We start from the raw sequence: 24703 nt of genomic DNA, 5'->3' as shown, positions 1-24703 counted from the left end.
GATTGTCAAACTAGACGTGTGTCAAGACAAGAGTTGCCGGTCGTGCCGGACCCGTCGACCTGCTGCGCCCCGTTGACCGACGAGGCGCTCACCGACGGGGCGGCGACGGGCCTGGCCCCCGGCTTCAAGGCCCTCGGCGACCCGGTACGCCTGCGGCTGCTGTCGCTGATCGCGTCCCAGGCCGACGGCGAGGTGTGCGTCTGCGACCTGACCGAGGCGTTCACCCTGACCGGGCCGACCATCTCCCACCACCTGAAGGTGCTGCGCGAAGCCGGCCTGATCGACTGCGAGCGCCGGGGCACCTGGGTGTACTACTGGATCGTCCCGACCCGGCTCGCCGCCCTGTCCCGGCTCCTCGACGTCGCCACCACCGCCGGAGCCGCGCGGTGACCGACACCGGCGCGGCACCGCCGGTGACGCTCATCCCGATGACCGACGTGCACCGCGACGTCGTGCTCGACATCTACCGGCTCGGCATCGCCACCGGCAACGCCACCTTCGAGACCGAACCGCCCGGCTGGGACAGCTTCACGGCCACCCGATTGCCGGACCACCGCTGGGTCGCCGTTGACGCCGATGCCGCTCACCTCACCGTCCTCGGCTGGACCGCGTGCACCCCGGTCTCCGACCGGTGCGTCTACGCCGGAGTCGTCGAGCATTCCGTCTACGTCCACCCGGACGCCCGTGGGCGCGCCGTGGGCCGGCTGCTGCTCCGGCAGTTGATCGCCTCGACCGAGCAGGCCGGCATCTGGACGATCCAGGCCGGGGTGTTCCCCGAGAACACCGCCAGCCTCGTCCTGCACCACAGCTGTGGTTTCCGCACCATCGGCACCCGTGAGCGCGTCGGCTGCCATCACGGCCGCTGGCGCGACGTGGTGCTGCTCGAGCGCCGCAGCCCGATCGCCGACTGACGTCTGATCGGCGCCCAAACCGGGTCGGGCGGCCGGATGATCGGATCGGGCCACGACGGTCGGGCACCGCCAGGGTGCGCTCGGCCAGGCTGGACGTCGAAGGGAGGCCTACGTGATCTCGGCACTCAACCGGCTGGTCCACCTCGTCGAAGAGCACCTGACCGAGGAGCTCGACATGGACGCGCTGGCCAGGACGCTCGGCACGACCCAGTACCACCTGCGGCGGATGTTCTCGTCGCTGGCCGGGATGCCGCTGTCGGAGTACGTGCGCCGACGCCGGATGACGGTTGCCGCCGCCGAGCTGGTGCGCGGCGACGACGATCTGCTGAGCATCGCCGTCCGGCACGGGTACGGCTCGACCGAGGCGTTCGGGCGGGCGTTCCGGGCGGTCCACGGTGTCGGCCCGAGTGACGTGCGCCGCGATGGAGGCCCCCTTCGCAGCCAGTTACAGCTCAGGTTCCGCCTGACCGTCGAAGGGAGCATCCCGATGGACACCCGTATCGTCGACCGGCCCGAGTTTCGGCTCGTTGGACACGCGACCCGGGTCCCGCTGATCCACCACGGCGTCAACCCGCACATCCAGCAGCACATCGCCGCGCTGCCGGCCCAGGAGCATGGGCGGCTGAAAGACCTGTGTGGCACCGATCCGGCCGGCCTGTTGCAGGTCTTCGCCGACCTCGACCCGGACGCCACCGAAGGCAGCGAGCTGACCTACCTGCACGGGGTCGCGGTCGCGGCGGAGACGGCCACGCCCGCCGACCTGGACGCCGTGACGGCACCGGCCGGCAGGTGGGCGGTCTTCCGCGTCGCCGGGCCGTACCCGCAGGCCCTGCAGTCGGCTTGGGCGGCGACGGCGGCCGACTGGTTCCCGTCGAATCCGTGGCGGCTGCGGCCAGGTCCGTCGATGGTCGCGGTGCTCGACCGCGCTGCCGATTTCAGCACCGCGACCTGTGAGTTGTGGCTACCGGTCGAACCGGCCTGAGGTCACCGGGTCACGGGGCGAGTCACCGGGCTGCTGCGTCGCCGCGCTGTCGGCGGCGCAGTAGTAGCCGGGCGATGAACATCGGTGCCAGATGCAGGAGGGCGGCGATCGTCCCGGCGAGCACCGCGATCTGACCGACCGACAGCCCTTGCCACGCCAGCACCAGTGCCGCGCAGACGACGGTGAACAGCGCGCCGCGCACGGCACGCAACAGGATTTGGCTGGGCGGGGTGTCACCACCCTGCTCAGCCGGGGTGGCGCGCCGCCGGACCAGGGTGGTGACGACCGCCAAGATCGCGATCAGCGTGGCGAACTGCAGGGCCCACAGCGCGGTCGCCGCGACGCTGGCCCCGCTGGTCGCCGACGGCGCGACGCAGGTTGTTGGATCTGCGGCTGGACCTGCTGCGCGATCCGGCCCATCACCTCGTCGGAGGCGAAGACCAGTTGCCGGTCCGAACGGGTCTCGGGCGTCGGTTGCGACATGCCGACAAGCGTATCGACCCCTCGCTCGTCCGACCTGTCGGAATTGGAGTGACACAGTACGCCGGAGGGGTCGGGCAGGCCGGAAGGATCCGGCTCAGACGGCGTAGGCGACGGAGCCGTCGGCGCGGCGCGGAATCCGGGTCAGTGGCCGGCCGGTGAGGTCCAGTGGTGCGGCGTCGGTCAGGTCGAGGGTGACGCCGAGGCCCGGTTGGTCGGGCACCGGCAGGAAGCCGCCGTCACGGCGGACCGCCGGGCGGGCGGGGCCGGCGGCGAGGGTGTCGTCCAGTGGCGAGTACTCCTGCACGACGAAGTTCGGGATCGCCGCGTCGAGGTGCACCGACGCCATGGTCAGCAGCGGGCCGAGGCAGTTGTGGGTGACCACGGCGGCGTGGTGCGCCTCGGCCAGGGCGGCGATCTTACGGGCGTGACTGAGTCCGCCGGCCAGGCCGACGTCGGGGCGCACGTACTGGGCACCGCCCTGGGCGAGCAACTCCTTGAACTCCCAGATGGTGTGCAGTCGTTCGCCGTTGGCCATCGGTACGCCGGCCGCCCGACGCGCCACGTCGGCCTGGCTGCTGACGCTGTCGATCTGGATCGGGTCCTCGACCAGCAGCGGCAGGTGCCGGGCCAGTACGGGTACGACCGATTCGGCCTGTAGCGGGGTGAGTTTGCGGTGCAGTTCGATCAGCAGGTCGACGTCGGGCCCGACGGTGTCGCGCACGGCTGCGGTGGTGGCTTCGGTCTGCGCGACCAGCCGGGCCACCGACAGGTTCGCGTAGTCGGCCGGCAGCGGGTCGAACTTGACGGCGGTGAACCCGTCGGCGACGGCGGCCGCCGCCTGGGCGGCCAGGTCGTCGGCACCGGTGCCGCCCAGCAGCAGGTGCAGCCGGATCCGGTCCCGGACCTGGCCGCCGAGCAGCTGCCAGACGGGCACGCCGAGTTGCTTGCCGAGCACGTCCCACAGCGCGATGTCGATCGCGGAGACGGCGGCGGTGAGCACCGAGCCGCGGAACGGCCCCATCCGGTACAGGTGGTGCCAGTGGTGCTCGATCCGCCGCGGGTCGGCGCCGAGCAGGTACGGGCGGAAGGCTTCGACCACGGCGTGCACCGCCGCGGGGTAGCCCCAGCAGGCGGACTGGCCGACGCCGGTCAGCCCGTCGGCGGTGTGCACCTGGACGAAGTGCGCGTCGCCGAGCACCACCGAGTCGACGGCGACGATCTCCATAGCTGCCCCCAGAAAATTTGAGACCTATAACGGCCAGAAACTTGCCACCTCACTCTTCCATAGCATGATGCCCCTGGTCTAGGCTCCATTCTCAACGAGCCTCAATAAGGGACTAATGAGCGTTGGGGGTGTGATGGGGCTGCCGGACGACTACCGGTCGATGACCCGGATCCGCCGGTTCGAGGAGCGACTGACCGCCCTCAAGGACGGCGGCGAGATCCCGGGGTCGATCCACCTGTGCGACGGCCAGGAGGCGATCCCGGTCGGTGCCTGCCGTACGCTGCGTGACGGCGACTACGTGACTGCCACCTACCGTGGCCACGGCTGGGCGATTGCTCGCGGCGTCGACCTCGCCGGACTGTTCGCCGAGATGATGGGCCGCGACAGCGCGCTGTGCGGCGGCCGGGCCGCCTCGCCGTACCTGTCGGACCCGAGCCGCTGGTTCGTCGGCGAGAACTCCATCGTCGGCGCCGGGGTGCCGGTAGCCACCGGGGCGGCGCTGACCGCGCAGCGCACTGGCTCCGGCGCGGTGTCGGTGGTGAGCATCGGCGACGGCGCCATGAACCAGGGCAACGTGCACGAGGCGATCAACATGGCCGCCGTGCTGGACCTGCCGCTGGTCGTCGTCGTGGAGAACAACGTCTACTCGGAGATGTCGCGCATCTCCGACATGGTGCGAGTACGCCAGCTCACCGAGCGGGCACCCGGCTACGGCGTACCCGGTCGGGTCGTCGACGGCAACGACCCGGACGCGGTCGCGGCCGCCGTCGACGAGGCGGTGGCCCGCGCCCGCGAGGGCTCCGGCCCATCCATCGTGGAGACGATGACCGAACGCCTGGTCGGGCACTACAGCGGCGACGCCCAGCACTACCGGCCGGCCGGCGAGATCGCCGCCGCCCGTCAGCGTGAACCCCTCGCCCGTATCCGGCAGGCCGCCGACGCGGCGCTGACCGCCGCCCTGGACGCGATCGACGCCGAGGTGGACGCCGAGATCGAAGCCGCCGTCGCCGCCGCCCGCACCACGACGCTGCCCGACCCGGCGACCGTCAAGGAGCATGTCCATGCCTGAGTCCCTGCGCTACATCCAGGCTGTCAACGCCGCCCTCACCTGGGCGTTGGACAGCCGGGACGACACCATCTACTTCGGCGAGGACGTCGCCCTGCCCGGCGGACCGTTCGGCGCGACGAAGGGGCTGCACAAGCGGTTCGGCTCGGCACGGATCTTCGACACCCCGATTTCCGAGTCCGGCTTCCTCGGCATGGCGCTCGGCGCGGCCATGACCGGCCTGCGGCCGATCGCCGAGATCATGTACGCCGACTTCTCGTTCGTCGCGATGGACCAGTTCGTCAACCAGATCCCGACGATCCACTACGCCAGCAACGGCCGGTGGCGGGTGCCGTTGGTGATCCGGATGCAGCAGGGCTACTCCCCCGGTGCCTGCGCCCAGCACTCGCACTCCCCGGAGGCGTACTTCGCGCACACCCCCGGGCTGCGGCTGGCTCTACCGGCCACTCCGGACGACGCGTTCCAGATGCTGCGTACCGCCGTGGCCAGCGACGACCCGGTGGTCGTCGGCGAGGCCCGGATGCTGTACCCGACTCGGGGCGAGGTCCGCACCGACGCGGCGGTGGAGCCGGTCGGCGGCGCGCGGGTGGTCCGCCCCGGCGCGGACGTCACCGTGGTCGCCTGGTCCCGAATGGTGTCCGCGTCGCTGGACGCCGCCGGGCAGCTGCACGCCGACGACGGCATCGACGCCGAGGTGATCGACCTGCGCTGGCTCAATCCGCTCGACTTCGACACCGTCGCGGCGTCGGTGGCCCGTACCGGCCGGCTCGTCGTGGCCCATGAGGCCAACCTGACTGGCGGCTTCGGCGCGGAGATCGCCGCCCGTGCCGCCGCCGAGTGCTTCGCCGACCTGCGTGCCCCCATCGCCCGGGTCGCCTGCCCGGATGTGCCGATGCCGGCCGCACCGGCGTTGCAGGCCGCCGTCGTGCCGGAGGCCGCCGACGTGGCCGCCGCCGTGCGCCGGACGGTCGGCGCGTGACCAGCGACGCCCGGGACACCCCGCCGGCGGAGGATCCGGCGGCGGCCACACCGGCCAGCGGTACGGCGCCCGTGCTGGCCGGACGGCGGGTCGTGGTGCTCGGCGGCGCCTCCGGCATTGGGCTGGCCACCGTCCGGGCCGCCGCCACGGCCGGCGCCGCCGCGGTCGCCGTCATCGACGCGGACGGAGCCGGCGCGGCCCGCGCCGCCGAACAGGTTCGCCACCTCGGTGTCACGGCCTACTCCCGTCAGGTCGACGTCACGGTCGAGATTGAGGTGGCCGACGCGTTCGGCGGCGTCGCCGCCGCCTGGGGCGGCATCGACGCGGTGCTGCATGTCGCCGGGATCATGCAGGGCCAGGGCCTGGATGTGACCGGTGTGCCGATCGAGCTGTGGCACCGGGTGCTCTCGGTCAACCTGACCGGGCCGTTCCTGGTCGCCAAGCACGCCGTCCCGCACCTGGCCGCCGGCACCGGGGTGCTGGTGCTGGTCGGCTCCAAGGCGGGCGTGCTCACCGGCTCCGGGTCGGTAGCCTACGGCGCGAGCAAGGGAGGGTTGCACGGCCTGGCACTGACCCTGGACCGCCAGCTTCGCCCACGGGGGGTCAGAGTGCACGCGCTCTGCCCCGGCGACATCGACACGCCGTTGATGCGCCGCTCGCTGGACGAGGCGCGGACCAACGGGGTCGATGCCGGCCGGGTCGCCGACATCGAAGCCGACCTGGGCCGGCCGGAAGATGTGGCGTCGGCGTTGGTGCTGCTCGCGGCACCACTGTCGGCCAGCATCACCGGCACCGTCTACACCGGTTGAACGGCCTGGCTGAGCAGCCCGCCCGCAAGCCGGCGACGACGTGGAGGCAAGCAACACATGATCGGCATCATCGGGCCGGAGGACTCCATCCGGCTGGTCCAGGAGGTCGCCGCCGGCGAAGGGCGGGCCGGCGAACTCACCAGCCGCGCGTACGCCCGGCCGGAGCAGGCCCCGGAACTGGCCCGCGAGCTCGACGAGCTCTGCCAGGTACTGCTGTTCACCGGCCGGATCCCGCACGCGCTCGCCACCGCCGCCGGTGACCTGCGCGCCGAGGTCGACTACATCCGCCATGGCGGCATCGACCTTTACCGCACCCTGTCCCGGATGCTGCTGGCGACCGGCGGGCAGCTGCCGACGGTCAGCGTCGACACCATCGAGGCCGGGGTGGTACGGGAGACGTACCACGACATCGAGGTGCCCGCACCGACCGAGATCCTGCCGATCGCCGACTCGACCGGACTGCTCTACGCCACCCTCGACGACGTCACCGCCTACCACCGCGACCGGTACGCCACCGGTGCCGTCGAAGCCTGCCTGACCTGCCTCGGTGCGGTGCACCGCGACCTGCGCGAGGCGGGCGTGCCGGTCTGGCGGGTCGAGCACACCCGCGCGTCGGTGCGCGACGCGCTGCGCCGCGCCTGGCTGGCCGCCGAGATCCGGCAGTCCCGGGCCACCCAGATCGCCGTGATGATGATCGAGTTCGCCGAGCCGGCCAGCCGCCGGCACGACCCGTACGAGGTGGAACGGCAGCGGCTGCGGCTGCGCGAGGCGCTGCTGGAACACGCCGAACGGATGCGCGGGCGGCTCAGCATGATCGACGACCGGACGATGGTGATCACCACCACCCGGGGCACCGTGGACAGCGCCCTCGCCCGTCACCGGGCCGGCCACGCCTCCCTGCTCACCCTGCGCGGCGTCGACGGCGGCCACACCGTCGGCTTCGGTGCCGGCACGACGATCGCCGCCGCCGAGGACAACGCCCGCAAGGCCCTCGCGTTGAGCCGGGGCAGCGGCGACACCCACGTCGTCTTCCCTGACGGGGAGATCCACTCCACCCGGGTGAGCCCGGTCAAGCAGCGCCTGCGGGAGACCGCGCCCGGCATCCTGCGCGTCTCCGAGCAGCTCAAACTCGGCCCGCTGTCCACCCGACGCCTGCTGGAGGCGCTGCATCAGCTGGACCCCAACGAGGTCACCGCCCGCAGCCTGGCCGATGCGTACGGGGTGGAGGCCCGCTCGGCACGCCGGCTGCTCAACTCGCTGCGCGCCGCCGGCTACGCCGACGAGGTCGGAGTGCACGTCAGCACCGGAGCCGGTCGCCCGCAGACGGTCTACCGGGTGGCGATGCAGCGGCTGTTCGAAGCGATCGGCGGTGACGCGTGAGATTCGAGCCGACCTACCTGGTCACCGTCAGGTACGCCGCCGACGCGGCGCAGCGGCGCGGGCCGCACCGATCCGCCCACCTGGACCGGGTCGCCACCCTGCTCGCCGACGGCACCGCGCTGGTCGCCGGCGCGTACGCCGATCTGAGCGCGTCGGTGCTCATCGTGCGGGCCGCCGACGCTGACGCCGCCCGCGCGGTGTGCGAGGCCGATCCGTACTGGCGGCACGGGGTGTGGACGGCCATCGAGGTGGCCGAGTACCTGGCCGCCACACCGCAATCCCTCGGGAGGTAGACATGTCGCAGTTACGCCGGATCGCCGGAGTCCAGGTACGCGGTGCCGAATCCGCGCCGTACGCCGCCCGGCTGCTCGCCGAGACCTTCGGCAGCTCCACCGACGGGGTGCCGGTGCACCTCGACGCCGACCCGGCGCTGCCGGAGGGCACCTACCGGATCGAAGTTCCGGCCGGTGGCGGGCCGGGTGCGGACGCGACCGGTGACGGTGGAGTCCGGCTGACCGGCGACCCGTTCGCCGGCCTGATCTACGCCGCCCGGGAGCTGACCGAGCTGGCCACCGAACGCCAGGTCCCGGTGGGGGTACGGGAGCAGGCACCCGGGCTGGCACTGCGCACCCTGTGGACCTGGGACCACTCGACCAACTGGGATCTGCGCCAGCTCGGCCTACAGGAGATCGGCGCGCTCAACCCGTACGCCAAGTCAGCCGACGCGTTCGGCGCCGACTACCGGCGACTGGTCGACTTCTGCAGCCGGGAACGGATCGGCGGGATCGTCGTGTACGGGCTGCTGCGCGACGCGCACGGCGGTGTCGACGCGGCCCGCGACCTGTGCGGGTACGCCAACGAGCGGGGCGTGCGGATCATCGCCGGGATCGGGGTCAACGCCTACGGCGGCATCTACTTCGACGGCCGGCACCGCTACAACCTGGCGACCTGGCTGCGGCAACGCCCCGAGCTGGCCGCCGAGCTGCCGAAGAAGATTGGCTTTGACATCGATGAGTTCGGCGATCTGCACTTCCCGGCCAGCGAGTACATGATGGCCGCCTGCCCGTCGCAGCCGGACAATCTGGCCTGGAATCGCGACGCCGTCGACTGGCTGCTGGAGACGATCCCGGTGGGCGGGATCAACTTCGAGACCGGCGACTACGGCAGTTGCGCCTGCGCTCGGTGCACCCGGCGCACCGGCGGTGAACGCACCTCCTGGTCGTACGAGGCGATGCGGTCGGTCTACCCGACGCTGCTGGACACGGCCCGGCGTACCGGGCCCGCCGGGGTGCCGCTGCGGCACCTGGTCGAGGTCTACTGGGACAACATCTTCGACCTGCCGGCACAGCGTCCGCTGGCCGACCTGCCCGACGACGTGGCCTACCAGTACTGCGTCAACCGGGGATTCTGGTACGACAACCGGGACCGGCTGACCGCCGCGCACGTCGAAGCGCTACCGCACTCGACGAACGTGCTGCGTACCCACGCCGGATCGCAGTGGAACCGGCAGCGGCACTCCTGGGTGCCGCAGCTGTACGCCGACATGGCGGCCCGGGTCGGCGTGGCCGGCATGCGGGGGCTGACCATCTTCGGCGAGGCGGGTGCCTACCACCCGACGAACGAGATCGGCTATCTGGCGTACGCCCGGTTCAGCTGGAACCCGGAGCTGGACTGGGCGGACTTCTGGCGCGACGAGGTCGCTCCCCGCTTCGGTGGCGAGGCCGAGGCGGAGGCGTTTCGCGACGGCGCCGGGCTGCTCGACGCCCCGGCGGCTGACGCCGTCGCGCTGGACCGGGTGCGCACCGACGCGCTCGGCATGGTCGCCGCTACCAGCGGGGCGGTGCAGCGCCGGTGGCTGTGGTTGGCCGAACGGGCCGCCCGGTACGCGTACAGCGCCGGCTGAGTCCGGCGGCGCGACCAGTCGGCAGGGTCGCCGGTCACTGGGCGCCCTGTCACGCCAGCGGGTCGAGGTGCCGCCGCAACTCGGCCGCGAACCGGGCGCTGACCTTCGCCGGAGACAGGGCTTCGACGTGGTCACGGACCGCCGCGCGGACCGGCTCGGCACGGTCCCAGGCCCCACCGGACTCGGTGATCGTCTCGGCGGTCTTGTCCGGGTCGGACAGGTCGAACCGGCGCAGCGCGGCGTCCGGCAGCAGACCACCGACGGTAGTGCCGGTCGACACGTACGCCGGCAGGCCGAATCCGGCGGTCAGCGCCAGCGCGCCGGAGTTCAGCGACGACCGGTACGGGTAGACGGCGGCGTCGGCCGCCCGCAGGAAGTACTGCACGTCGGTGTCGGGCGCGAAGCCGGGATGGAAGATCACCGCCGGGTGCTCGGCGGCCCGGCGCATGAACTCGGGGCCGCCGGCCTCCTCGCGTACCTTGCCGGCGACCAGCCAGCGCAGCCGCGGGTCGTGCCGGACCGCGACGTCGAGCGCGTCAAGGAAGTCGCCGTGCCCCTTGTACGGCCGGACCTGCCCGAAGGTAACCAGCACCCGGGCGCCGAGCGGAATGCCGAGATGGCTGCGGGCGGCGGGCCGGTCCACCCAGTCCGGATAGGCGCCGGCGAAGGTGGGGTGCGGGGCGAACACCACGCGTCGGGGCTCGGCTCCGAAAGTGTCCCGCAGGATGTCGAGGTGGCTGTCGTGCATCAGGTGCACCACGTCGGCGGCGGCGAGCATCACCTGGCGCAGCCGGGTTTCGGTCGCCCGGTGCACGGTCTCGTGCGGAAGCAGGTTGTGCACCGTCCAGACCAGCCGTACGCCCTGGTCGCGCAGGGTGTCCAGCCGCTTGGCGAAGGCATCGACCGCAGCTTCGGCCTGGCCGGTGGTGGTGCAACCGGAGGTGACGTCGTAGAGCCAGTGCACATGCAGCACCCGGCCGATGCCGTCGGGCAGTGCGGGCAGCAGCTTGTCCAGCTGGTCGAGCCGGCGGACCCGCATCGGCGTCAGGTTGTGCTGGGAGAACCGGCTGTACAGCAACGATTGGTACGGATTGGCCGTGTCGACCGGCCAGTGCAGCCAGGCGACCGGGGGGCGGTCGGTGTCGGACCAGTCGGCGGCGGCCAGCGCGCTCAGCGCGTCGTCAAGCAGGTGTCCGGCCGAGGTGCCACGGCGCCAGGGAACGATCACGGCTGCCCACCGTATCGTGCGCCGGTGCCGGCGGCGACCGCTCGGGCGACGGATGTGCTGGCCGGGTCGTCGGCGCGCACCTCGGTGACGCCGCCGGTCGCGGCGAGTCGGGTGAGGACACTGGCGGTGAGCTGGTCTCGCAGGTCGGACGGCAGCCCTGCCCAGGCAGGACGCCAGTACGAAAGCGGTGCGGCTCGGCCGGTGACGGTGGCCTCGATCGGGGCTGCCGGATCGGGTCGGTGCAGGGTGAGCCGGACGGCGTCGCCGCCCGGTCGACCCGCGGGCGGCGGGTCGGCGACCGGGGCCGCAGCGCCGACGCCGACGGACCGGACCCGCCGCTGCTCGGTCTCGTTCGCCGCCCCGCGCTGCACCAGCCGGAGCAGGGCCGCCGTTACGCCCTGACGATCACCCTTGCGCTCGGCGACGCCGACGAGAAGACGAACGTCGCTCGCGGTAACGTTCGGGCTGTAGAGTTGCGCCGCTGGCCGGCCGGCCATGCGCTGTAGCCGACCAACCATCCGCCGTGCCGGGCGCAGCACGCGACGTACTCTACGAATCAGGGTCACCGATCCAGATTACCCAGTCGTGACGTGAGGTGAACGCGGTGCCATCCCCGACGGTCAGCATCGTCGTGCCGGTCTACAACACAGAGAAATGGCTCGCGGAAGCGCTCGGATCCATCGAACGCCAGCCTGGTCGGGACCTGATCGAGGTCGTCGTGGTCGACGACGGCTCGACTGACGGATCAGCCGAGATCGCCCAGCGGTACGCCGGTCAGGCCACCGCGGTGCGCTACGTCCGGCAGGACAACGCCGGGCTCGGCGCGGCCCGCAATCATGGCGTGCGCCTCGCCACCGGCCGCTACCTGGCATTTCTCGACTCGGACGACATCTACCCGGACGGCGCGCTCAGTCACCTGACCGGGCTCGCCGACCACCACGAGGCGGCGATCGCCGTCGGCGACATGCAAGGGCTGCCGCCCCGGCCGAACCCCGCCTGGCGTCGTGAACTGCTCATCGGTGAACGGGTCGTCGAGCACATCGCGCACGCCCCGGACCTGGTCGGCAACCCGTCGGCCTGCAACAAGATCTTCCGCCGGGATCTGGTCGACGCGGTCGGCGTCAAGTTCACCGAGGGCACCGCGTTCGAGGACGTGCTGTTCACCATTCCGTTGCTGGCCAGGTCGCCCCGGACGATCCTCACTCCCCGGCTGAGCTACCTCTACCGGCAGCGGGGGGACAATTCCTCGCTGATGGATTCCCGCAGCCAGCCGGCCCGGATCATGCAGCATCTGACCATCATCGAGCGGCTCGCCGACGAGGTGCGTGACCTGCGCTCCGACGACCGCGAAGCGGTGTACCGGTGGATCGCCTACATGCAGCTGCACTACGCGTGGCGGGCGGCGGCCGGCTGCGACGACGATCAGCTCGCCGAGTTCACCGCCCGGATGCACAGCCTCTTCAAGGACCTCCCGATCGATGTGGCCAGCGAGTTCGTCGGCAACGCCGGGGCCGGGTTGCGCGCCGTCGCGATCTACGAGCAGGACGCCGCGACAGTACGCCGGCCGCGTTCCAGCCGACCGCTGCGGGTGCACGCCGGCCAGCCGTACCTCGGGCACCCCGACTTCGACACCTACCGCGACCTGCTGCGGGTCAATGAGATGACGGTCAGTGTGCAGGGCCTGCGCGGCAGCGGGCCGGGTACCGGTCCGACGGTCACCGTTCAGGGCACGGTGCGCTGTGCCGGCATCGACGGCGAACCCGGTCAGGTCCGCTCCGACCTGCTGCTGGAGATCGGGGACGGGCTGCTCCGCCAACCGGTCACCGTCGAGTACCGCAAGGGCAACGACCTGCGCTGGTCCTGCCGGCTGACTGTCGGCGAACTGGCCTCCGGCCGGTACCCGGTCCGGCTGGTCGTCCGGGACAGCGGCCGCGAGTACGCCGTACCGCCGGGGCCGGAGCGCGGCGGCCGAGGCACCCTCGGCACCCGACCGACCCGGGTCGGCACCCGGGTGCTCTGGCTGACGCCGGGCGCCGCCGGGCCGACGCTTGTCGTCACCGACGGAACCACCGGCACCCTGGCCCGCAGCCCGCAGTGGCTGTCCGAGATGGGTGCCCGGCAGAGCCGGAACCTGCTCCGCCGGGCATGGCAGACGGCACGGACCGGGCAGCGGCGGCTGACCTCCCGCCGCACCGACAGTTAACCGGCACCGCCGGTCGCCCGCCCCCACCCGGCATCAGCTGGCCGCCGGCGGTGCCGGTTCGCCGAGCAGCGCGCGGCGGACCACCCGCTCGGCGGCGTGCCCGTCGTCGAGGTGGCAGAACCGCCCCCGGAACTGGGTCCGGGCCTTGGCCGCGGCGTCGTCGTCGACCGCCCCGGTACGGAACACGTCCAGCAGGTGCCCGAAGGTGGTGGCGACCGCTCCCGGGGGTTCCGCGGTGATGTCGAAGTAGACGCCCCGCGTCATCGCGTACGCCGCGGCGTCCGGCGCGTAGATCACAATCGGGCGGTCCAGGATCGCGTAGTCGAACATCGCCGACGAGTAGTCCGTGATCAGCACGTCGGCGGCGAGGTACAGGTCCTCGACCACCGGGTGCGCCGACACGTCCCGGACCCGACCGCTGGCCGGCGCGTTGGGTGCCTGGCCGGTCCGCTGCCGGTCGTGGAAGTAGTGGCTGCGGATCAGCAACCAGGCGTCCGGGCCGAGGACCTCGGCGAACGCGTCGGCGTCGAAGTCGGGCCGCCAGCCGGGCTGGTGTTCGCGGTGGGTCGGCAGGTAGAGCACCACCCGCTCACCGGGAGCGATGCCGAGCGCCTCCCGGGCCGCGGCCACCTCCGCGTCGGTGGCCAGTGCCAGCCGGTCGTTGCGCGGATAGCCGGTGTCGAGCGACTCGAAGCCGGCCGGGTAGGCGCGCTCCCACATCTGGGTGGAGAAGTGGTTGGCGCTGACGCTGTAGTCCCACCGGTCCACCCGGCGCAGCAGCAGGGAGAAGTTCATCGAGGTGGCACCGATCGGGTGCCGCTGCTGGTCCAGGCCCATCACCTTGACCGGCGTGCCGTGGTGGGTCTGCACGTGCACCGAACCGGACCGCTTGCGCACGTAGTCGGGAAAGTTCACGTTGTTGATCAGCCACTTCGACCGGGCAAGGGCCCGGTAGTAGCGCCAGGTGCCGGCGATGACGTACGGCACCCCGGGCGGCATGCTCGAGGCCCGGTCCCGACGGACCACCCAGACGCTCTTGATCTGCGGGGCGATCTGCGCCGCCTTGGCGTGGATCGCCGCCGGGTTGCAGCTGTAGCCCCGATACCAGTACGCGGCGTACAGCGCCAGCGACTGGTCCATCGGCAGCCGCAGCTGCAGCCGGTAGTAGCCACGCAGCAACACCCGCCGGCCGGCCCGGGCCAGGTTGATCAGCCGCCGTTTGACCGGCCGGCCGAACCGTCGGCTGACCGAGGGCAGCTTCTTGCGGACCTGCTGGCCGGCCCGCAACGCGGCGAAGGTACGCCACCGGTTGGCGGCCAGCAGCCGCCGCTTCAGCCCTTCCACGCCGTCCGGCTCGGGGTAACCGCCGGCCGGCAGCCGCCGCTGGTAGTCGGCGTGGGCCCGGGCGAAGAACTCCCGGTGCAGCTCGCGGGGCAGCCGACCGCCGTGTCCCAGCACCATCAGATAGTGGGAGATCATCAGACCGAACAGCTCGGGCCGGACCGGGTCGGCCTGCGGGCCGCGGGCATCCAACCAGTCGAAGGTGTTGCCCCAGTGGTCGAACATCTCGAAGTGCCGGGCGCTGCGGGTCCGGGTGATCGCCCCGGTGCGGCGCTGCCGGTAGTTGACGCACGCCCGGTCGAGTATGGTGACCCGCTCGGCCGCGACCAGCAGCGGGAAGGTGAACGACACGTCCTCGTACCAGCCCGCCTCGAACCGCAGCCCGAGATCGACCAGGAATTCCCGACGGGTGACCTTGTTCCAGGCGGTGTGCAGGACCTTGAGCGTCTCTGGCCGGGTCCGTACGTTGAACACCTCGGCACCGGGCGAGGTCGGGAACGCCTGGCGCAGCGCGCTACCCGCCTGGTAGTTGTTCCAGAAGACCCGCACGTGGTCGACGATCAGCACGTCGGGCGTGGTGTCGCGGAGCCGGTTGGCGACCGCCCGCAGCGCGCCGTCGGTCAGCCAGTCGTCGCTGTCCAGGAACCAGACGTACTCGCCGGTCGCCGCGTCCAGGCCGGCGTTTCGGGCCTTGCCCAAACCGACGTTGGCCGGCAGCGACAGTACGGTCAGCCGGGGGTCGCGGGCGGCGTACTCGGCGAGGATCTGCCCGGAGGTGTCCGGCGAGCAGTCGTCGACCGCGATCACCTCGACGTCGGTGAACGACTGCCCGAGGATGGAGTCAAGGCACTCCCGCAGGTAGCCCTGCACCTTGTACACCGGCACAACGATACTGATCAACGTCATCGGTCATCACCTGCGATCGTGCCGGCGGAGCGGCCGGCGGGGCGGAGGGAGGGAGCCGGACCGGCCGGCATGGCCGGCGGCCGGCGGGGTGCCGGGACCCGGGCGACGGCGCCCGGCGGGCGGTGGTCCGCTGCTCGACCCGGTGCCGACGGTCGGTGGTCGACGACCGCGGTCACGAGGAAGTGCAGCATCAGGTAGCCGGCGAACGCGGCAACCACACCGGTGGTCACCGCGACCGGGGTGACCGTCGTGGGCAGCCCGGCGGCGACCAGCGCCGGTCCGGCAGCGGCGACGGCGAGCAGCAGTACTCGGCCGTCCCAGCCGAGGCTCCACCGGCGCAGCGGTGGTCCGTCGAGCCGTTTCTCCAGCCGGGCGGTCAAATCGTAGTGGTGCAGGGCGAGGATCAGCAGCAGTCCGTAGGTGACCGCGGCCGGTACGCCGGCGACCACGCCGGCCGCGACGACGAAGAGAAGTTCGGCCGCCCGCAGCGCCGCCGGCACCAGCCAGTCGAGCGCGCCGGTGGCCGGCCGGGCCGCGCTGGCCGAGCCGGCCGCCAGCAGGGCCGCCGCGCCGACGAGGACAGCGCCGGCACCGGACAGCACACCGGTCGTGGTCAGGGCCAACAGGATCGCGGCTGTCCCGGCGGCGGCCACCGCGAGGGGCAACTGCCCGGCGGGGGACCGGCCGGTCCGCAGATTGGCGATCCGACCGGCCAGGAAACCGTCGTCACGGTGATTCGCGGTGTCCACCGCCGCCAGTACCGGGACCCGCATCGACCGGGCCCGCAGGGTCCGCAGGCCCGCCGTCCAGATGGCCGCGAGCATCCCCCAGCCGAGTACGGCCCACAGGCTGACCAGCGGGCCGAACAGCACCACGGTGACGGCGATCAGTGCCCACCGCTCGCCGATCGGAAAGACGATGGTCCGTTTCGCCCAGTAGATCGGCGAGCGCGGCCCGGCGAGCACGCGATCGGAGACCTGGCTGAGCCGACCGCCGACCCCGCCCGCCGACGCGCCGGTGGCCGGTCGGCTCGGCGTCCGGTGGGCGGCTTCGTCGTGCAGCGCCCCGTACCAGGCGTCGGTCATGTGCCGGACGGTCTGCAACACGATCGCTGCGGTGGCCAGCACCCATCCGTCGGCCGCCCACCCACCGGCCAGTCCCGCCTGGTGTACACCGACGCCGAGCCCCGCGTAGACCAGGTACTCCTTGCCCCGGTCGGCGATGGTGTCCAGCCAACCGCCGAACGCGCTGAACCGGCCGGTGTAGCGGGCCAGTTGGCCGTCGACGCAGTCGAGCACGAAGCCGAGATAGAGCAGAACCGCACCGAGCAGCAGCAGCGGCCGGTCACCGACGGCGAACAACAGCGCGGCGGCGGCGGCGAACGCGACCGAGATGGCGGTGACCCCGGTCGGGCTCAACCCGATCCACGCCGCAAGCTTCACAACCCTTGGTGACCAGCTGCTCACGAAATAGGTGGCGAACAGGTCGTCCTGTTCCTTGACCGCGAGGCGCAGTCGGGCTTGATCGGGGTCGACAGCACGGATCCGGGCCTCGGCGTTGGACAGCTCGACCTGATCGGCGACCCGCCGGGCCACCAGGTGACGCAGCGGGTACGCCCCGACGGCGGCGCCGCCGGCAACGAACTCGGCGAGGATCGCGTCCAGCGGGTGGGTACCCGGAGGCAGTCGCCGGGTGGCGGCGGCCCGGGCCGCCGTGGCCAACGCGGGCAGGTCACCGACGCCGACCCGCAGTACGCCGCCGAAGAGCGGAAGCCGGTCGGTGGTGGCCGGATCGGGGGTGACGGCGACGATACGACCACGCAGCGCGCTGGCTGCGGCGACCCGACCACCGCCGGAGCCGTCCACAGCGGGCAGCAGCATCGCCCGGGTCGTCTCGGCCGGCGCCACGGCGAGCAGTCGAATCGCCTCGGTGTGGGCGACCACGTCGGTGGCGCACAGCAGGACCGGTCCAATGGCCTGCTCAACAAGGTCGGCGACGCCGGCTGCTTCCGTCGGCCACACCTCGTCGGCGCCGGCAGCCACGAGCTGCTCCCGGAGATGCCCATTGAGCGACGATCCACTTACCGTACGCAACTCTCCGGAATCAACGCTGGCCGGGGTAGCAGAAGCCCGGTCCGCCGAAATGAGGATCGCCAGTGTCACATTCGCGCGCTTCCGTCTAGACGAGCGCGCGAGGCGCTCAGAGGGGTGGCGTCGCCCGAGCGCACCGACGCGAGTAGGGGCACCGTCGGCGTGGGCAACGCCGGCAAGATTAGCAGTCGGTGAACAAAGCGGGTAGCTCGCACGTCCGTGAGATGACGCCACCTCGGCATGGCTCCCTGAATGATCTTGAATCAGTCAGGGTAGCGCCGTACGGGGGCCACGCCGCGAATCGGTCCGTGGACCGAGGTCGCCGCCTCCCGGCGTACCTACCGTGGAACGTGGCAGACCGGCCAGCAAACGACACCCGAAGGAGCGTCCGATGAGCCGCAAACTGGTACGTCCCCGCAACGGAAGGATGATTGCCGGCGTCTGCGCCGGGCTCGGCCAACGGTTCGGCATCTCAGCGGGAATGGTGCGGTTGATCTTCCTGCTCTCCCTGCTGCTGCCCGGCACCCAGGTGATCATTTACCTGGCGCTGTGGATCGTGATGCCAAACGAGGACCGCAACCTCGCTACGTCGTACTGACCGCCCCGTCCCCGGCTAGCGCCCGCCATCAGGGACCGCTGACGACCCGTCACCGACGGATCGAGACCACGACCTGTCCCGGCAGGTCGTCGCGGACCACCCAGTAGCGCGGGTCGAACTGGTCGCGATGGAATTGCAGGTCCCGCCAGACCAGCTCGTCGCCGTCGCGGGTCAGGACGAAGATGTCGATCGGCCCGAACGCGGTCGCCGCAGACTCGGCGGCGAACGCCGCCGGGTCCTCCTGGTCGGCCAGATCGCGCAGCTCGGCCCGGCGTTCGTCCCACCGGGACAGGGTGCCCGCCGCGGTCCGGTCGTTGCTCAGGTAGCCGGGCCACGGCAGGTACGAGAAAAGCCGTTCGTCGACGCTGAGGGTGACTCGGTCCGGGTCCGGCCCGATGACCTGCTCAACCGCTCGACGAACCGGCTCGACCGGGAACCAGTCAGCGCGGCCGGTGTCGGGCGCGTACCGGGGATAGCCGCCGCCGGGCAGCGGCTCGGCGTGCGCCGCCGCCGCGTACCCCGAACCGGAACCGTCGGTGCCCGGCATCCAGTTCGTGGAGTAGACCGGCACCGCCCAGGCCAGCAGCACCGCCAGCGGCACGCCGGCCAGCCCGACCGGCGGACTGATCCGCAGCCGGCGCAGCAGCAGCGGCACCGCGTGCACCAGGGTCAGCACCCCGGCGACAGCCAGTACGACGCCGTACAGCCGGGCCGTGTAGTGCGCGAAGGCGGTGTGCCCGGTCAGCACGAACCGCACCAGCGACAGCAGCCGGTAGGCGAACGCACCGGCGGCGATCAGCAGCAGCGGCCGGGCCCACCAGGTCGACCGGATCAGCCACACCGAGCCCACCAGGCCGGCCAGCTGCAGGCCACGCAGCGGCAGGTCGCCCCGCTCCAGAAACGGCAGCAGATTGTCGAGGTAGTACGGCGACACGAACAGGTCGGAAACCAGCTGTCCGCCGCCGCCGGTGGTCAACGCCCACAGGTACGGCAGCACGTACCACGCCGACGAGACGGCGGCGACCGCGGCGACCAGCAGCAGCCGCCGCAGGTACGCCCACCGGTCCGGCTCGGCCCGCCAGGCCAACCCGACGATCACCGCGAGGCCGAGCGCCCCGTAGACCAGCCAGGCCTGGTAGAGCACCACCAGCAGACCCCCGAGCAGCCCGCAGGCCAGCCAGTGCAGCCGGCTGCGAGGCGGACGGGTGAAGGTCTCCAGCACCCACGGGATGAAGACCATCAAGGCGAGGACCTCGTACGCCTTCCGCGGGTCGGACCAGGCCAGCACCCCCACGCAGGAGATCGCCAGCGCCGCCCAGGGACCCACCTGGCGGCGCCACAGCAGGAAACCGACCAGCACCGACGCCGAGACGAACAGCACCTCGGCGGCGCCGAGCAACCGCCAGGCCGGCTGGTCGAGCAGCACCGCCGCCCGGCCGACCAACCAGGCGTACAGCGGCGGGTACTCCGACGGCAGCCCGGGCACCGTGGTGTCCGCGCTGGCCACGGTGACCGTGTACCGGGTGGCGGTGGCGGTCATCCGCAGCATGTCCCCGGACAGGCCACCGAAGCCGAACGGGGTGCCGTACAGCGCGGCCCGCAGGATCAGCGCCAGCCAGGCCGAGGCCAGGCCGGCGCTGACCCCGGCCAGCGCCGGCATCGCGGTGGGCTGCCATCGCTGGACGGCGGCAGCGGCCAGTCCGCCGAGGCAGACCAGGAGCAGGCCACTGGCGACCGGCAGCGCCCGACCGGCCACCGTGAAGGGGTCGGCGCGCGCCACCGACGGCAGCACGACCGCCACCGGTGTGGCCACCAGCCAGGTCAGTACGGCGAGCAGCCCCGGCCGGCCGGCCAGTGCCGGCAACCGGCTGGCCCGGGGCCGCCCCGGCCCTGGCGCTGACTCCGGTCTACGAGATCCGTCCGGATTGTCCTGCACCGGGATCCGGCCCGATGCCGTCCGGCCTTGCGAGCCTGACCCCCGGCCGGGCAAACCGACCTCCCGGCCGGACGGCTCGCCAGCGCCGGCCGGGGATGTCTCGACAGTCATGGTGCTCCGCGGAACCGTTCGTTGTCGTGACGCGCGCCGGCTATGTCGCGCATCGGCGGGCCGTCTCGGTCAGTGGGTGCTGGCGACCAGCGGGCCGGGCTCCGATATCTGCTGATCGGCCACGGCGACGGAGACCCGCCGCAGGCTGAGCAGGCTGGAGAAGAGCCCGGCGAAGATCAGTGTCGCGCCTAGGCCGATCGCGGTCGAGGAGGGCAGCACTACCCGCATGGTCTCACTCGCGTCCTGGGCGCCGAAGCCGGTCGCACCCCAGGTGGCGACCGCCAGGATGGTGCCGGCCAGACCCAGCAGGATCAACGCGAACCCGCCGGCCGTGCAGGTCTCCAGTCTGACGTACCGGCTCCACCGGTCGGACTGTCGCAGGTCGGTGATGCCCTCGTATCTGCCGTAGATCAGCGCGAACGCCCCGAAGAGCAACAACTGTGCGCCGGCGAGCATGGCGAGACAGGTGTAGACGAGGGTGCTGACGTCGAAACCGATCCCGCCGACGACCAACGGGCCGACGGCCAACGTTACGGTGCCGATCAGGCCGACCGTGAACAGCACCGCACCGGGCCAGATCAGCATCTTCCGGGGGGCGAATACCAGTAGGAACCGCAGGTGACGCCAGCCGTCCCGCCAGGTCCGCAGGTGGGGTGGCCGGCTCCGGCCGTCGGGGCGCAGGGTGGTCGGCACCTCGGTGATGTCGTAGCCGTTGAGCGCGGCCCGGACGACCAGTTCGGAGGCGAATTCCATGCCCGGCATGCACAGTTGCAACTGCCGGACCCGGTCCCGGTTGAACCCACGGATCCCGCAGTGAAAATCACCCACATTCAGGTTGAACAACCGACGACCCAGCCAGGAGAGCACCGGGTTGCCGAGATGGCGGTGCAGAAACGGCATCGCACCGTCGGCTATACCGCCACGGAACCGGTTCCCCATCACCACGTCCCGACCGCGCCGCAGTTCATGAATGAAAGGTCCAAGGTCGGAAAGGTCGTACGAGTCGTCGGCGTCAGCCATGATGACGTACCGACCGCGGGCCTGCTCGACGCCGTTGATCAGTGCTCCGCCGTAGCCGCGCATGGGGGCGTGCGACACCCGGGCACCGGCGCGTACGGCGATTTCCTGTGAGCCGTCGGTGGAGCCGTTGTCGCTGACCAGGACCTCGCCCCGGACCCCGAGCTCGTCGAGGGACCGGCGGGCCTTGCGGATGCACACCTCCAGCGTCTCCGCCTCATTCAGACACGGCAGAAGGACAGTGACCTCGACCTCGTCGTTGCGCACCGAACGCGCCACGGGTGCACCCCCGAATTAGAGACTGACCACAGCCAGGCCGCCGTACCAGTCATGAGTCAATTTCATTTTCTGGCCCGCTGCTTCTGCGGATCCGGCCCTCGACTGCACTCTAGCGCGACCCACGCGGAACGAGTGCCCACCCCCGGACAGAAAACGCTGGGCCGAAGGATGATTCGGTCCGGCGGATCACCACCCTTCACGGGCGGTTTCAGCCTACAGAAATAGCTATGGCGCCACAAAGGTGACTGAGCTTTCCTCGTATCCCAGAGAGCGCAGCAGCCCCGTCAGCATCTTGCGGGTGTTCTCCTCGGCCCGCCCGGCGATCCCGCTCTCCCGGGCGGCGGCCGTGATTCGGTCCTCGGCCAACTGGTAGACCTGCTGCCGCCGGTTCGGGTCACCGCCGAACACCTCACCGAGACGGTTGAGCAGGCCACGCTCCTCGGCGAAGACATAACTGTTGTCGAGATCGAGATCCGCGTCGGTCAACTGTGGGGCCGGCAACTCGATCTGCGCAGAAAGACCATCCTCAGAGGTAGATATGGCTTCCTCGCCAATTTGCCCGAAATCGACGTATGCCTCGACCGTTCCGACCCCGACGAACAGGGTTCGTTCGTTGAGCAGGAAATCGGGCACGTACCGTCGGTCCTGCTCAAGGTCGACGACGACCTGATAGTTGCCCTCCGCCGCGACGAACCGGCTGAGATCCTGGATCGACTGCAGCACCGGCGGCTGGGTGCGATCGGTCTCCTGTTGGGCGAAGGGGTTGCGCCAGTTCGGTAGCAACCCGGCGGCCTGGGAGGACAGCAGCAGCACCACGACCAGGCCGACGATGGCGGCGAGCCCGAGCAGCCCGCGCCGACGTCCGCCGGACTCCGCCGGCGGCGTAGCCGGCTCGACCGGCCTGGCCGGCTCCGGCGAACCCTCGGGATACTCCGGAAACTCCTGAGTAGGAGTGTTGACATCGCCGCTACGGGACATCCACATCACCGTCCTCACCAGACGCCGGCCCACCGCCGGGACGTCTGGATTCACCGTACGGCCCCGGTACGACAACCGCATCCGGAGCCGACCGGCGGATCATCGCGCCCGGCGGACGAATCGGGCCGGGCCGGCAGGTCAGCCGGCGGCCCGCTGCTGGATGAGCAGGTACACCCGGGCGTGGATCTGGTTGCGCTGCTGAAGCGCGGCCCGCAGGGCACGGTGCAGGCCGTCCTCCAGGTAGAGACCGCCGTCCCACTGCACCACGTGCGGGAAGAGGTCGCCGTAGAACGTCGAGTCCTCGGCGAGCAGCTTGTCCAGCGCCAGCTCCCGCTTGGTGGTGATCAGTTGATCGAGCCGCAGCGGGCGGGGCGGAATCTCCGCCCACTGCTTCAAGGTCAGACCGTGCTCAGGGTAAGGACGACCGTCCCGCACCGCTTTGAAGATCACGACGGCGCGCTCCTCCCATGTCGCCTACCGGACCGTCTGTCTGCCGAACCGCCACCCGCCGGCCGGACGCCACCGTACGCCAGCGCGTCTGCCAGGGTAGCGACCTGCCGCGACCAGTCGGAGCGATCCTGCGGCCCGTACCGCAGCGTCACCGCCCGCAACCGGCCCCGGTCAACCGTTCCATCGGCCACGGTGAACCACCTCGTCGACCGGACGGCGACCGCGACGCAGCGACGGGGAACGCGAGTCGGGTGCCCGGTAGCCGACAGTGATCGCACCGATCGGGACGAACTCGTCCGGCACGCCGAACGCCTCCCGGAAATTCGGCGTGCGCTCCGGCGGGATGCCGAAGAAGCAGGCTCCCAGCCCTTCGTCCACGGCGGTCAGCAGCATCAGCAGCGCCGCGAACCCGGTGTCGATGTGCCAGTACGGCACCGGCCAGCGCGCCTCGTCGCGGTCGGTCCAACCCTTGTCCGGCTGGGCGTACCGGTCCAGGTACGCCGACCGGTTGGCGTGCGGGACGATGATCAGTGGCGCCTGGGTCATGCCGGCCAGCCAGCGGCTGCGCCGCTCGGTGTCCGGGTCCGCCGCCACCGGGGTGGTCGCCGCCCAGAACGCCGCCCGGTCGTCCGGCCGGTCCAGCACCAGGAATCCCCAGCCCTGGGAGAACCCTGCCGACGGCGCGTGGATGGCGTGCTCCAGCAACCGGTCGACGATCTCGGGCGGTACCGGGCGGTCCGGATCGTAGTTGCGGACCATCCGCCGCCTACGTACCGCGTCGCGGAACTCCATCACCGGCCCTCCGGTCCCGGTCCCGCCGGCTCCTGCCCCGGCCGGATGCCCCAGCTCGCCTGCCAGGTCTCGGCCGGCGCCAGGACGATCAGGTCCCGCCCGGACCGGAACGCGTCCGGCGGGCAGGTCATCGGCTCGACCGCCACCGACCGCCGGTAGCGCGGCTCCGCGAGGGTGTCCCCGCTGAACAGCTGCCACCAGTCAAAGGCGGCGTCGGCCCAGAGCGTCACGCCGTCCGATCCATCCTGGTTGGACAACCGGACCGCGGAGCCGCCCGACGAATCCCGGTCAAGATCGCCGAACGCGGTGTCCAGCACCACCGGACCGATCCGCCGCGGCTTGGTGAAGTCGTACTCGCCACCGGCCACCTTCGCCGCACCGATCGGCAGCAGCCGGCCGTCCACCAGCAGCCGGCTGCGGGCCGGCAGGTGCAGGGTCAGGTCGTCAACGACGGTGTCCGGCAGCCGCAGGTACGGATGGACCCCGAGCCCGAACGGTGCCGGCTCGGCGCTGGCGTTGGTCACCTGATGGGTCACCCGCAGTCCGTCGGCGCCGACCGCCCAGCGGGTACGCAGCACCAGCGACCACGGGTAGCCTGGGTGCGGGAAGAGGGTACAGCCGACCACCACTTCGTCGGCTGTCTTGCTGATCAGTTGCCAGGGCAGCCAGCAGACCAGCCCGTGCAGCGCGGTGTGCCGGTCCGGCTCGGACAGGTGCAGCTGCCGGGTGATCTCGGCGAAGGTGTAGCGGCCGTCGCGGATCCGGTTCGGCCACGGAGCCAGGACCTGGCCGGCACCGCCGACACAGAGCTCGTCCTCGGCGTACCCGTCGACGTAGTCGACCCCACCGGCGCGGTACGCCCGCAGCCCGCCACCTACCTCGACCACGACGGCCTCGTGCCCGTCCGCCGCGATCGTCCACTGCGCTCCGGACGGCGGGCCCGGACGTGCATCGACGTTGTCCATGCGGCGACGATAACGGTTCGATCCAGCTCGCGGGTCACCCGCCGGCCAATGATCCACAATAGCTAAGAGTA

General features: G+C 71.5%; 23 protein-coding genes. 11 read left to right on the top strand and 12 right to left on the bottom strand.

Annotation, left to right across the window (positions count from 1 at the left end; translation table 11 throughout):
• Positions 1 to 18 precede the first annotated feature (18 nt).
• The 3 genes from ACFHW1_RS00295 (at position 19) to ACFHW1_RS00285 (ending at position 1893) form a co-directional block, all read left to right on the top strand.
• Positions 19 to 390 carry an ArsR/SmtB family transcription factor gene (locus tag ACFHW1_RS00295; RefSeq protein ID WP_416614597.1) on the top strand — a complete coding sequence of 124 codons (372 nt, stop codon included), beginning with the start codon at positions 19 to 21 and terminating at the stop codon, positions 388 to 390.
• Positions 391 to 428: 38 nt separating this feature from the next.
• A complete protein-coding gene (locus ACFHW1_RS00290) occupies positions 429 to 911 on the top strand; it encodes a GNAT family N-acetyltransferase (protein ID WP_416614672.1) in 483 nt (160 codons plus the stop codon).
• Positions 912 to 1023: 112 nt separating this feature from the next.
• Positions 1024 to 1893, top strand: a complete 870-nt coding sequence (locus ACFHW1_RS00285; RefSeq protein WP_416551156.1) for an AraC family transcriptional regulator — start codon at positions 1024 to 1026, stop codon at positions 1891 to 1893.
• 22 nt (positions 1894 to 1915) lie between these two features.
• Here the strand turns inward: ACFHW1_RS00285 and ACFHW1_RS00280 are convergent, their stop codons facing one another.
• Both ACFHW1_RS00280 and ACFHW1_RS00275 read right to left on the bottom strand, forming a co-directional pair.
• Positions 1916 to 2185: a hypothetical protein gene (locus ACFHW1_RS00280; protein ID WP_416551155.1), complete on the bottom strand. Its 270-nt coding sequence runs from the start codon at positions 2183 to 2185 to the stop codon at positions 1916 to 1918.
• A 285-nt stretch (positions 2186 to 2470) separates the two neighbouring features.
• A complete protein-coding gene (locus tag ACFHW1_RS00275) occupies positions 2471 to 3601 on the bottom strand; it encodes a mandelate racemase/muconate lactonizing enzyme family protein (protein WP_416589922.1) in 1131 nt (376 codons plus the stop codon).
• Between the two features lie 115 nt (positions 3602 to 3716).
• Between ACFHW1_RS00275 and ACFHW1_RS00270 the strand changes: the two genes are divergently transcribed.
• The 6 genes from ACFHW1_RS00270 to ACFHW1_RS00245 are packed head-to-tail and all read left to right on the top strand — an operon-like array spanning position 3717 to position 9738.
• A complete protein-coding gene (locus ACFHW1_RS00270) occupies positions 3717 to 4670 on the top strand; it encodes a thiamine pyrophosphate-dependent dehydrogenase E1 component subunit alpha (RefSeq protein ID WP_416614596.1) in 954 nt (317 codons plus the stop codon).
• A complete protein-coding gene (locus ACFHW1_RS00265) occupies positions 4663 to 5646 on the top strand; it encodes an alpha-ketoacid dehydrogenase subunit beta (protein ID WP_416551152.1) in 984 nt (327 codons plus the stop codon). Before ACFHW1_RS00270 ends, ACFHW1_RS00265 begins: the two co-directional genes overlap by 8 nt.
• Positions 5643 to 6455, top strand: a complete 813-nt coding sequence (locus ACFHW1_RS00260; protein ID WP_416551151.1) for an SDR family NAD(P)-dependent oxidoreductase — start codon at positions 5643 to 5645, stop codon at positions 6453 to 6455. Before ACFHW1_RS00265 ends, ACFHW1_RS00260 begins: the two co-directional genes overlap by 4 nt.
• 57 nt (positions 6456 to 6512) lie before the next feature.
• Positions 6513 to 7835: a hypothetical protein gene (locus ACFHW1_RS00255; protein ID WP_416551150.1), complete on the top strand. Its 1323-nt coding sequence runs from the start codon at positions 6513 to 6515 to the stop codon at positions 7833 to 7835.
• Entirely contained in the window at positions 7832 to 8128 is a 297-nt protein-coding gene (locus ACFHW1_RS00250) for a YciI family protein (RefSeq protein WP_416551149.1), read from the top strand. The genes ACFHW1_RS00255 and ACFHW1_RS00250 overlap by 4 nt, the downstream gene beginning before the upstream one ends.
• 2 nt (positions 8129 to 8130) lie before the next feature.
• Positions 8131 to 9738, top strand: coding sequence for a hypothetical protein (locus tag ACFHW1_RS00245; protein WP_416551148.1), 1608 nt, complete (start codon positions 8131 to 8133; stop codon positions 9736 to 9738).
• 49 nt (positions 9739 to 9787) lie between these two features.
• Here the strand turns inward: ACFHW1_RS00245 and ACFHW1_RS00240 are convergent, their stop codons facing one another.
• A complete protein-coding gene (locus ACFHW1_RS00240; protein WP_416551147.1) occupies positions 9788 to 10966 on the bottom strand; it encodes a glycosyltransferase in 1179 nt (392 codons plus the stop codon).
• Entirely contained in the window at positions 10963 to 11505 is a 543-nt protein-coding gene (locus ACFHW1_RS00235) for a hypothetical protein (RefSeq protein WP_416551146.1), read from the bottom strand. The genes ACFHW1_RS00240 and ACFHW1_RS00235 overlap by 4 nt, the downstream gene beginning before the upstream one ends.
• Before the next feature lie 65 nt (positions 11506 to 11570).
• On the opposite strand from ACFHW1_RS00235, the gene ACFHW1_RS00230 reads away from it, so the two are divergent.
• Positions 11571 to 13169, top strand: a complete 1599-nt coding sequence (locus ACFHW1_RS00230) for a glycosyltransferase family 2 protein (RefSeq protein WP_416551145.1) — start codon at positions 11571 to 11573, stop codon at positions 13167 to 13169.
• Between the two features lie 33 nt (positions 13170 to 13202).
• Here the strand turns inward: ACFHW1_RS00230 and ACFHW1_RS00225 are convergent, their stop codons facing one another.
• Both ACFHW1_RS00225 and ACFHW1_RS00220 read right to left on the bottom strand, forming a co-directional pair.
• Positions 13203 to 15416, bottom strand: coding sequence for a bifunctional glycosyltransferase/CDP-glycerol:glycerophosphate glycerophosphotransferase (locus ACFHW1_RS00225; RefSeq protein ID WP_416551144.1), 2214 nt, complete (start codon positions 15414 to 15416; stop codon positions 13203 to 13205).
• Complete coding sequence (locus tag ACFHW1_RS00220) at positions 15413 to 17458, bottom strand: DUF5941 domain-containing protein (protein WP_416551143.1); 2046 nt, start codon at positions 17456 to 17458, stop codon at positions 15413 to 15415. Before ACFHW1_RS00220 ends, ACFHW1_RS00225 begins: the two co-directional genes overlap by 4 nt.
• 439 nt (positions 17459 to 17897) lie before the next feature.
• On the opposite strand from ACFHW1_RS00220, the gene ACFHW1_RS00215 reads away from it, so the two are divergent.
• Positions 17898 to 18104 (top strand): PspC domain-containing protein, encoded by a 207-nt coding sequence (locus tag ACFHW1_RS00215; RefSeq protein ID WP_123607371.1) that lies wholly within the window; start codon positions 17898 to 17900, stop codon positions 18102 to 18104.
• A gap of 49 nt (positions 18105 to 18153) precedes the next feature.
• On the opposite strand, the gene ACFHW1_RS00210 is transcribed toward ACFHW1_RS00215, so the two are convergent.
• The 6 genes from ACFHW1_RS00210 to ACFHW1_RS00185 form a co-directional block, all read right to left on the bottom strand.
• Positions 18154 to 20040 carry an arabinofuranosyltransferase gene (locus ACFHW1_RS00210; protein WP_416551142.1) on the bottom strand — a complete coding sequence of 629 codons (1887 nt, stop codon included), beginning with the start codon at positions 20038 to 20040 and terminating at the stop codon, positions 18154 to 18156.
• A 180-nt stretch (positions 20041 to 20220) separates the two neighbouring features.
• On the bottom strand, positions 20221 to 21447 hold the full coding sequence (locus ACFHW1_RS00205) for a glycosyltransferase family 2 protein (RefSeq protein ID WP_416551141.1): 1227 nt from the start codon (positions 21445 to 21447) through the stop codon (positions 20221 to 20223).
• A gap of 225 nt (positions 21448 to 21672) precedes the next feature.
• Positions 21673 to 22425, bottom strand: a complete 753-nt coding sequence (locus ACFHW1_RS00200) for a DUF4230 domain-containing protein (RefSeq protein ID WP_416567848.1) — start codon at positions 22423 to 22425, stop codon at positions 21673 to 21675.
• Positions 22426 to 22563: 138 nt separating this feature from the next.
• Positions 22564 to 22875 carry a type II toxin-antitoxin system VapB family antitoxin gene (locus tag ACFHW1_RS00195; RefSeq protein ID WP_416551139.1) on the bottom strand — a complete coding sequence of 104 codons (312 nt, stop codon included), beginning with the start codon at positions 22873 to 22875 and terminating at the stop codon, positions 22564 to 22566.
• A gap of 171 nt (positions 22876 to 23046) precedes the next feature.
• Positions 23047 to 23667: a nitroreductase family protein gene (locus ACFHW1_RS00190; RefSeq protein WP_416551396.1), complete on the bottom strand. Its 621-nt coding sequence runs from the start codon at positions 23665 to 23667 to the stop codon at positions 23047 to 23049.
• The gene (locus ACFHW1_RS00185; RefSeq protein WP_416614594.1) at positions 23667 to 24632 is read right to left on the bottom strand and encodes an aldose 1-epimerase family protein; all 966 of its coding nucleotides are present in this window, start codon (positions 24630 to 24632) and stop codon (positions 23667 to 23669) included. The genes ACFHW1_RS00190 and ACFHW1_RS00185 overlap by 1 nt, the downstream gene beginning before the upstream one ends.
• Positions 24633 to 24703: the final 71 nt, after the last annotated feature.

The sequence above is a fragment of the Micromonospora sp. LOL_014 genome (genome assembly GCF_048060245.1).
Taxonomy (GTDB): Bacteria; Actinomycetota; Actinomycetes; order Mycobacteriales; family Micromonosporaceae; genus Micromonospora_E.
Note: the sequence above shows the minus strand (reverse complement) of the source record. Positions and strands in the feature narration are given on the sequence as shown.

Bases quoted from the DNA above. Each gene is read 5' to 3' on its own strand.
- ACFHW1_RS00290 (WP_416614672.1), top strand. From the start codon at position 429: ATGACCGACGTGCACCGCGACGTCGTGCTCGACATCTACCGGCTCGGC.
- ACFHW1_RS00275 (WP_416589922.1), bottom strand. From the start codon at position 3,601: ATGGAGATCGTCGCCGTCGACTCGGTGGTGCTCGGCGACGCGCACTTC.
- ACFHW1_RS00270 (WP_416614596.1), top strand. From the start codon at position 3,717: ATGAGCGTTGGGGGTGTGATGGGGCTGCCGGACGACTACCGGTCGATG.
- ACFHW1_RS00265 (WP_416551152.1), top strand. From the start codon at position 4,663: ATGCCTGAGTCCCTGCGCTACATCCAGGCTGTCAACGCCGCCCTCACC.
- ACFHW1_RS00255 (WP_416551150.1), top strand. From the start codon at position 6,513: ATGATCGGCATCATCGGGCCGGAGGACTCCATCCGGCTGGTCCAGGAG.
- ACFHW1_RS00245 (WP_416551148.1), top strand. From the start codon at position 8,131: ATGTCGCAGTTACGCCGGATCGCCGGAGTCCAGGTACGCGGTGCCGAA.
- ACFHW1_RS00225 (WP_416551144.1), bottom strand. From the start codon at position 15,416: ATGACGTTGATCAGTATCGTTGTGCCGGTGTACAAGGTGCAGGGCTAC.
- ACFHW1_RS00215 (WP_123607371.1), top strand. From the start codon at position 17,898: ATGAGCCGCAAACTGGTACGTCCCCGCAACGGAAGGATGATTGCCGGC.
- ACFHW1_RS00200 (WP_416567848.1), bottom strand. From the start codon at position 22,425: ATGTCCCGTAGCGGCGATGTCAACACTCCTACTCAGGAGTTTCCGGAG.
- ACFHW1_RS00190 (WP_416551396.1), bottom strand. From the start codon at position 23,667: ATGGAGTTCCGCGACGCGGTACGTAGGCGGCGGATGGTCCGCAACTAC.
- ACFHW1_RS00185 (WP_416614594.1), bottom strand. From the start codon at position 24,632: ATGGACAACGTCGATGCACGTCCGGGCCCGCCGTCCGGAGCGCAGTGG.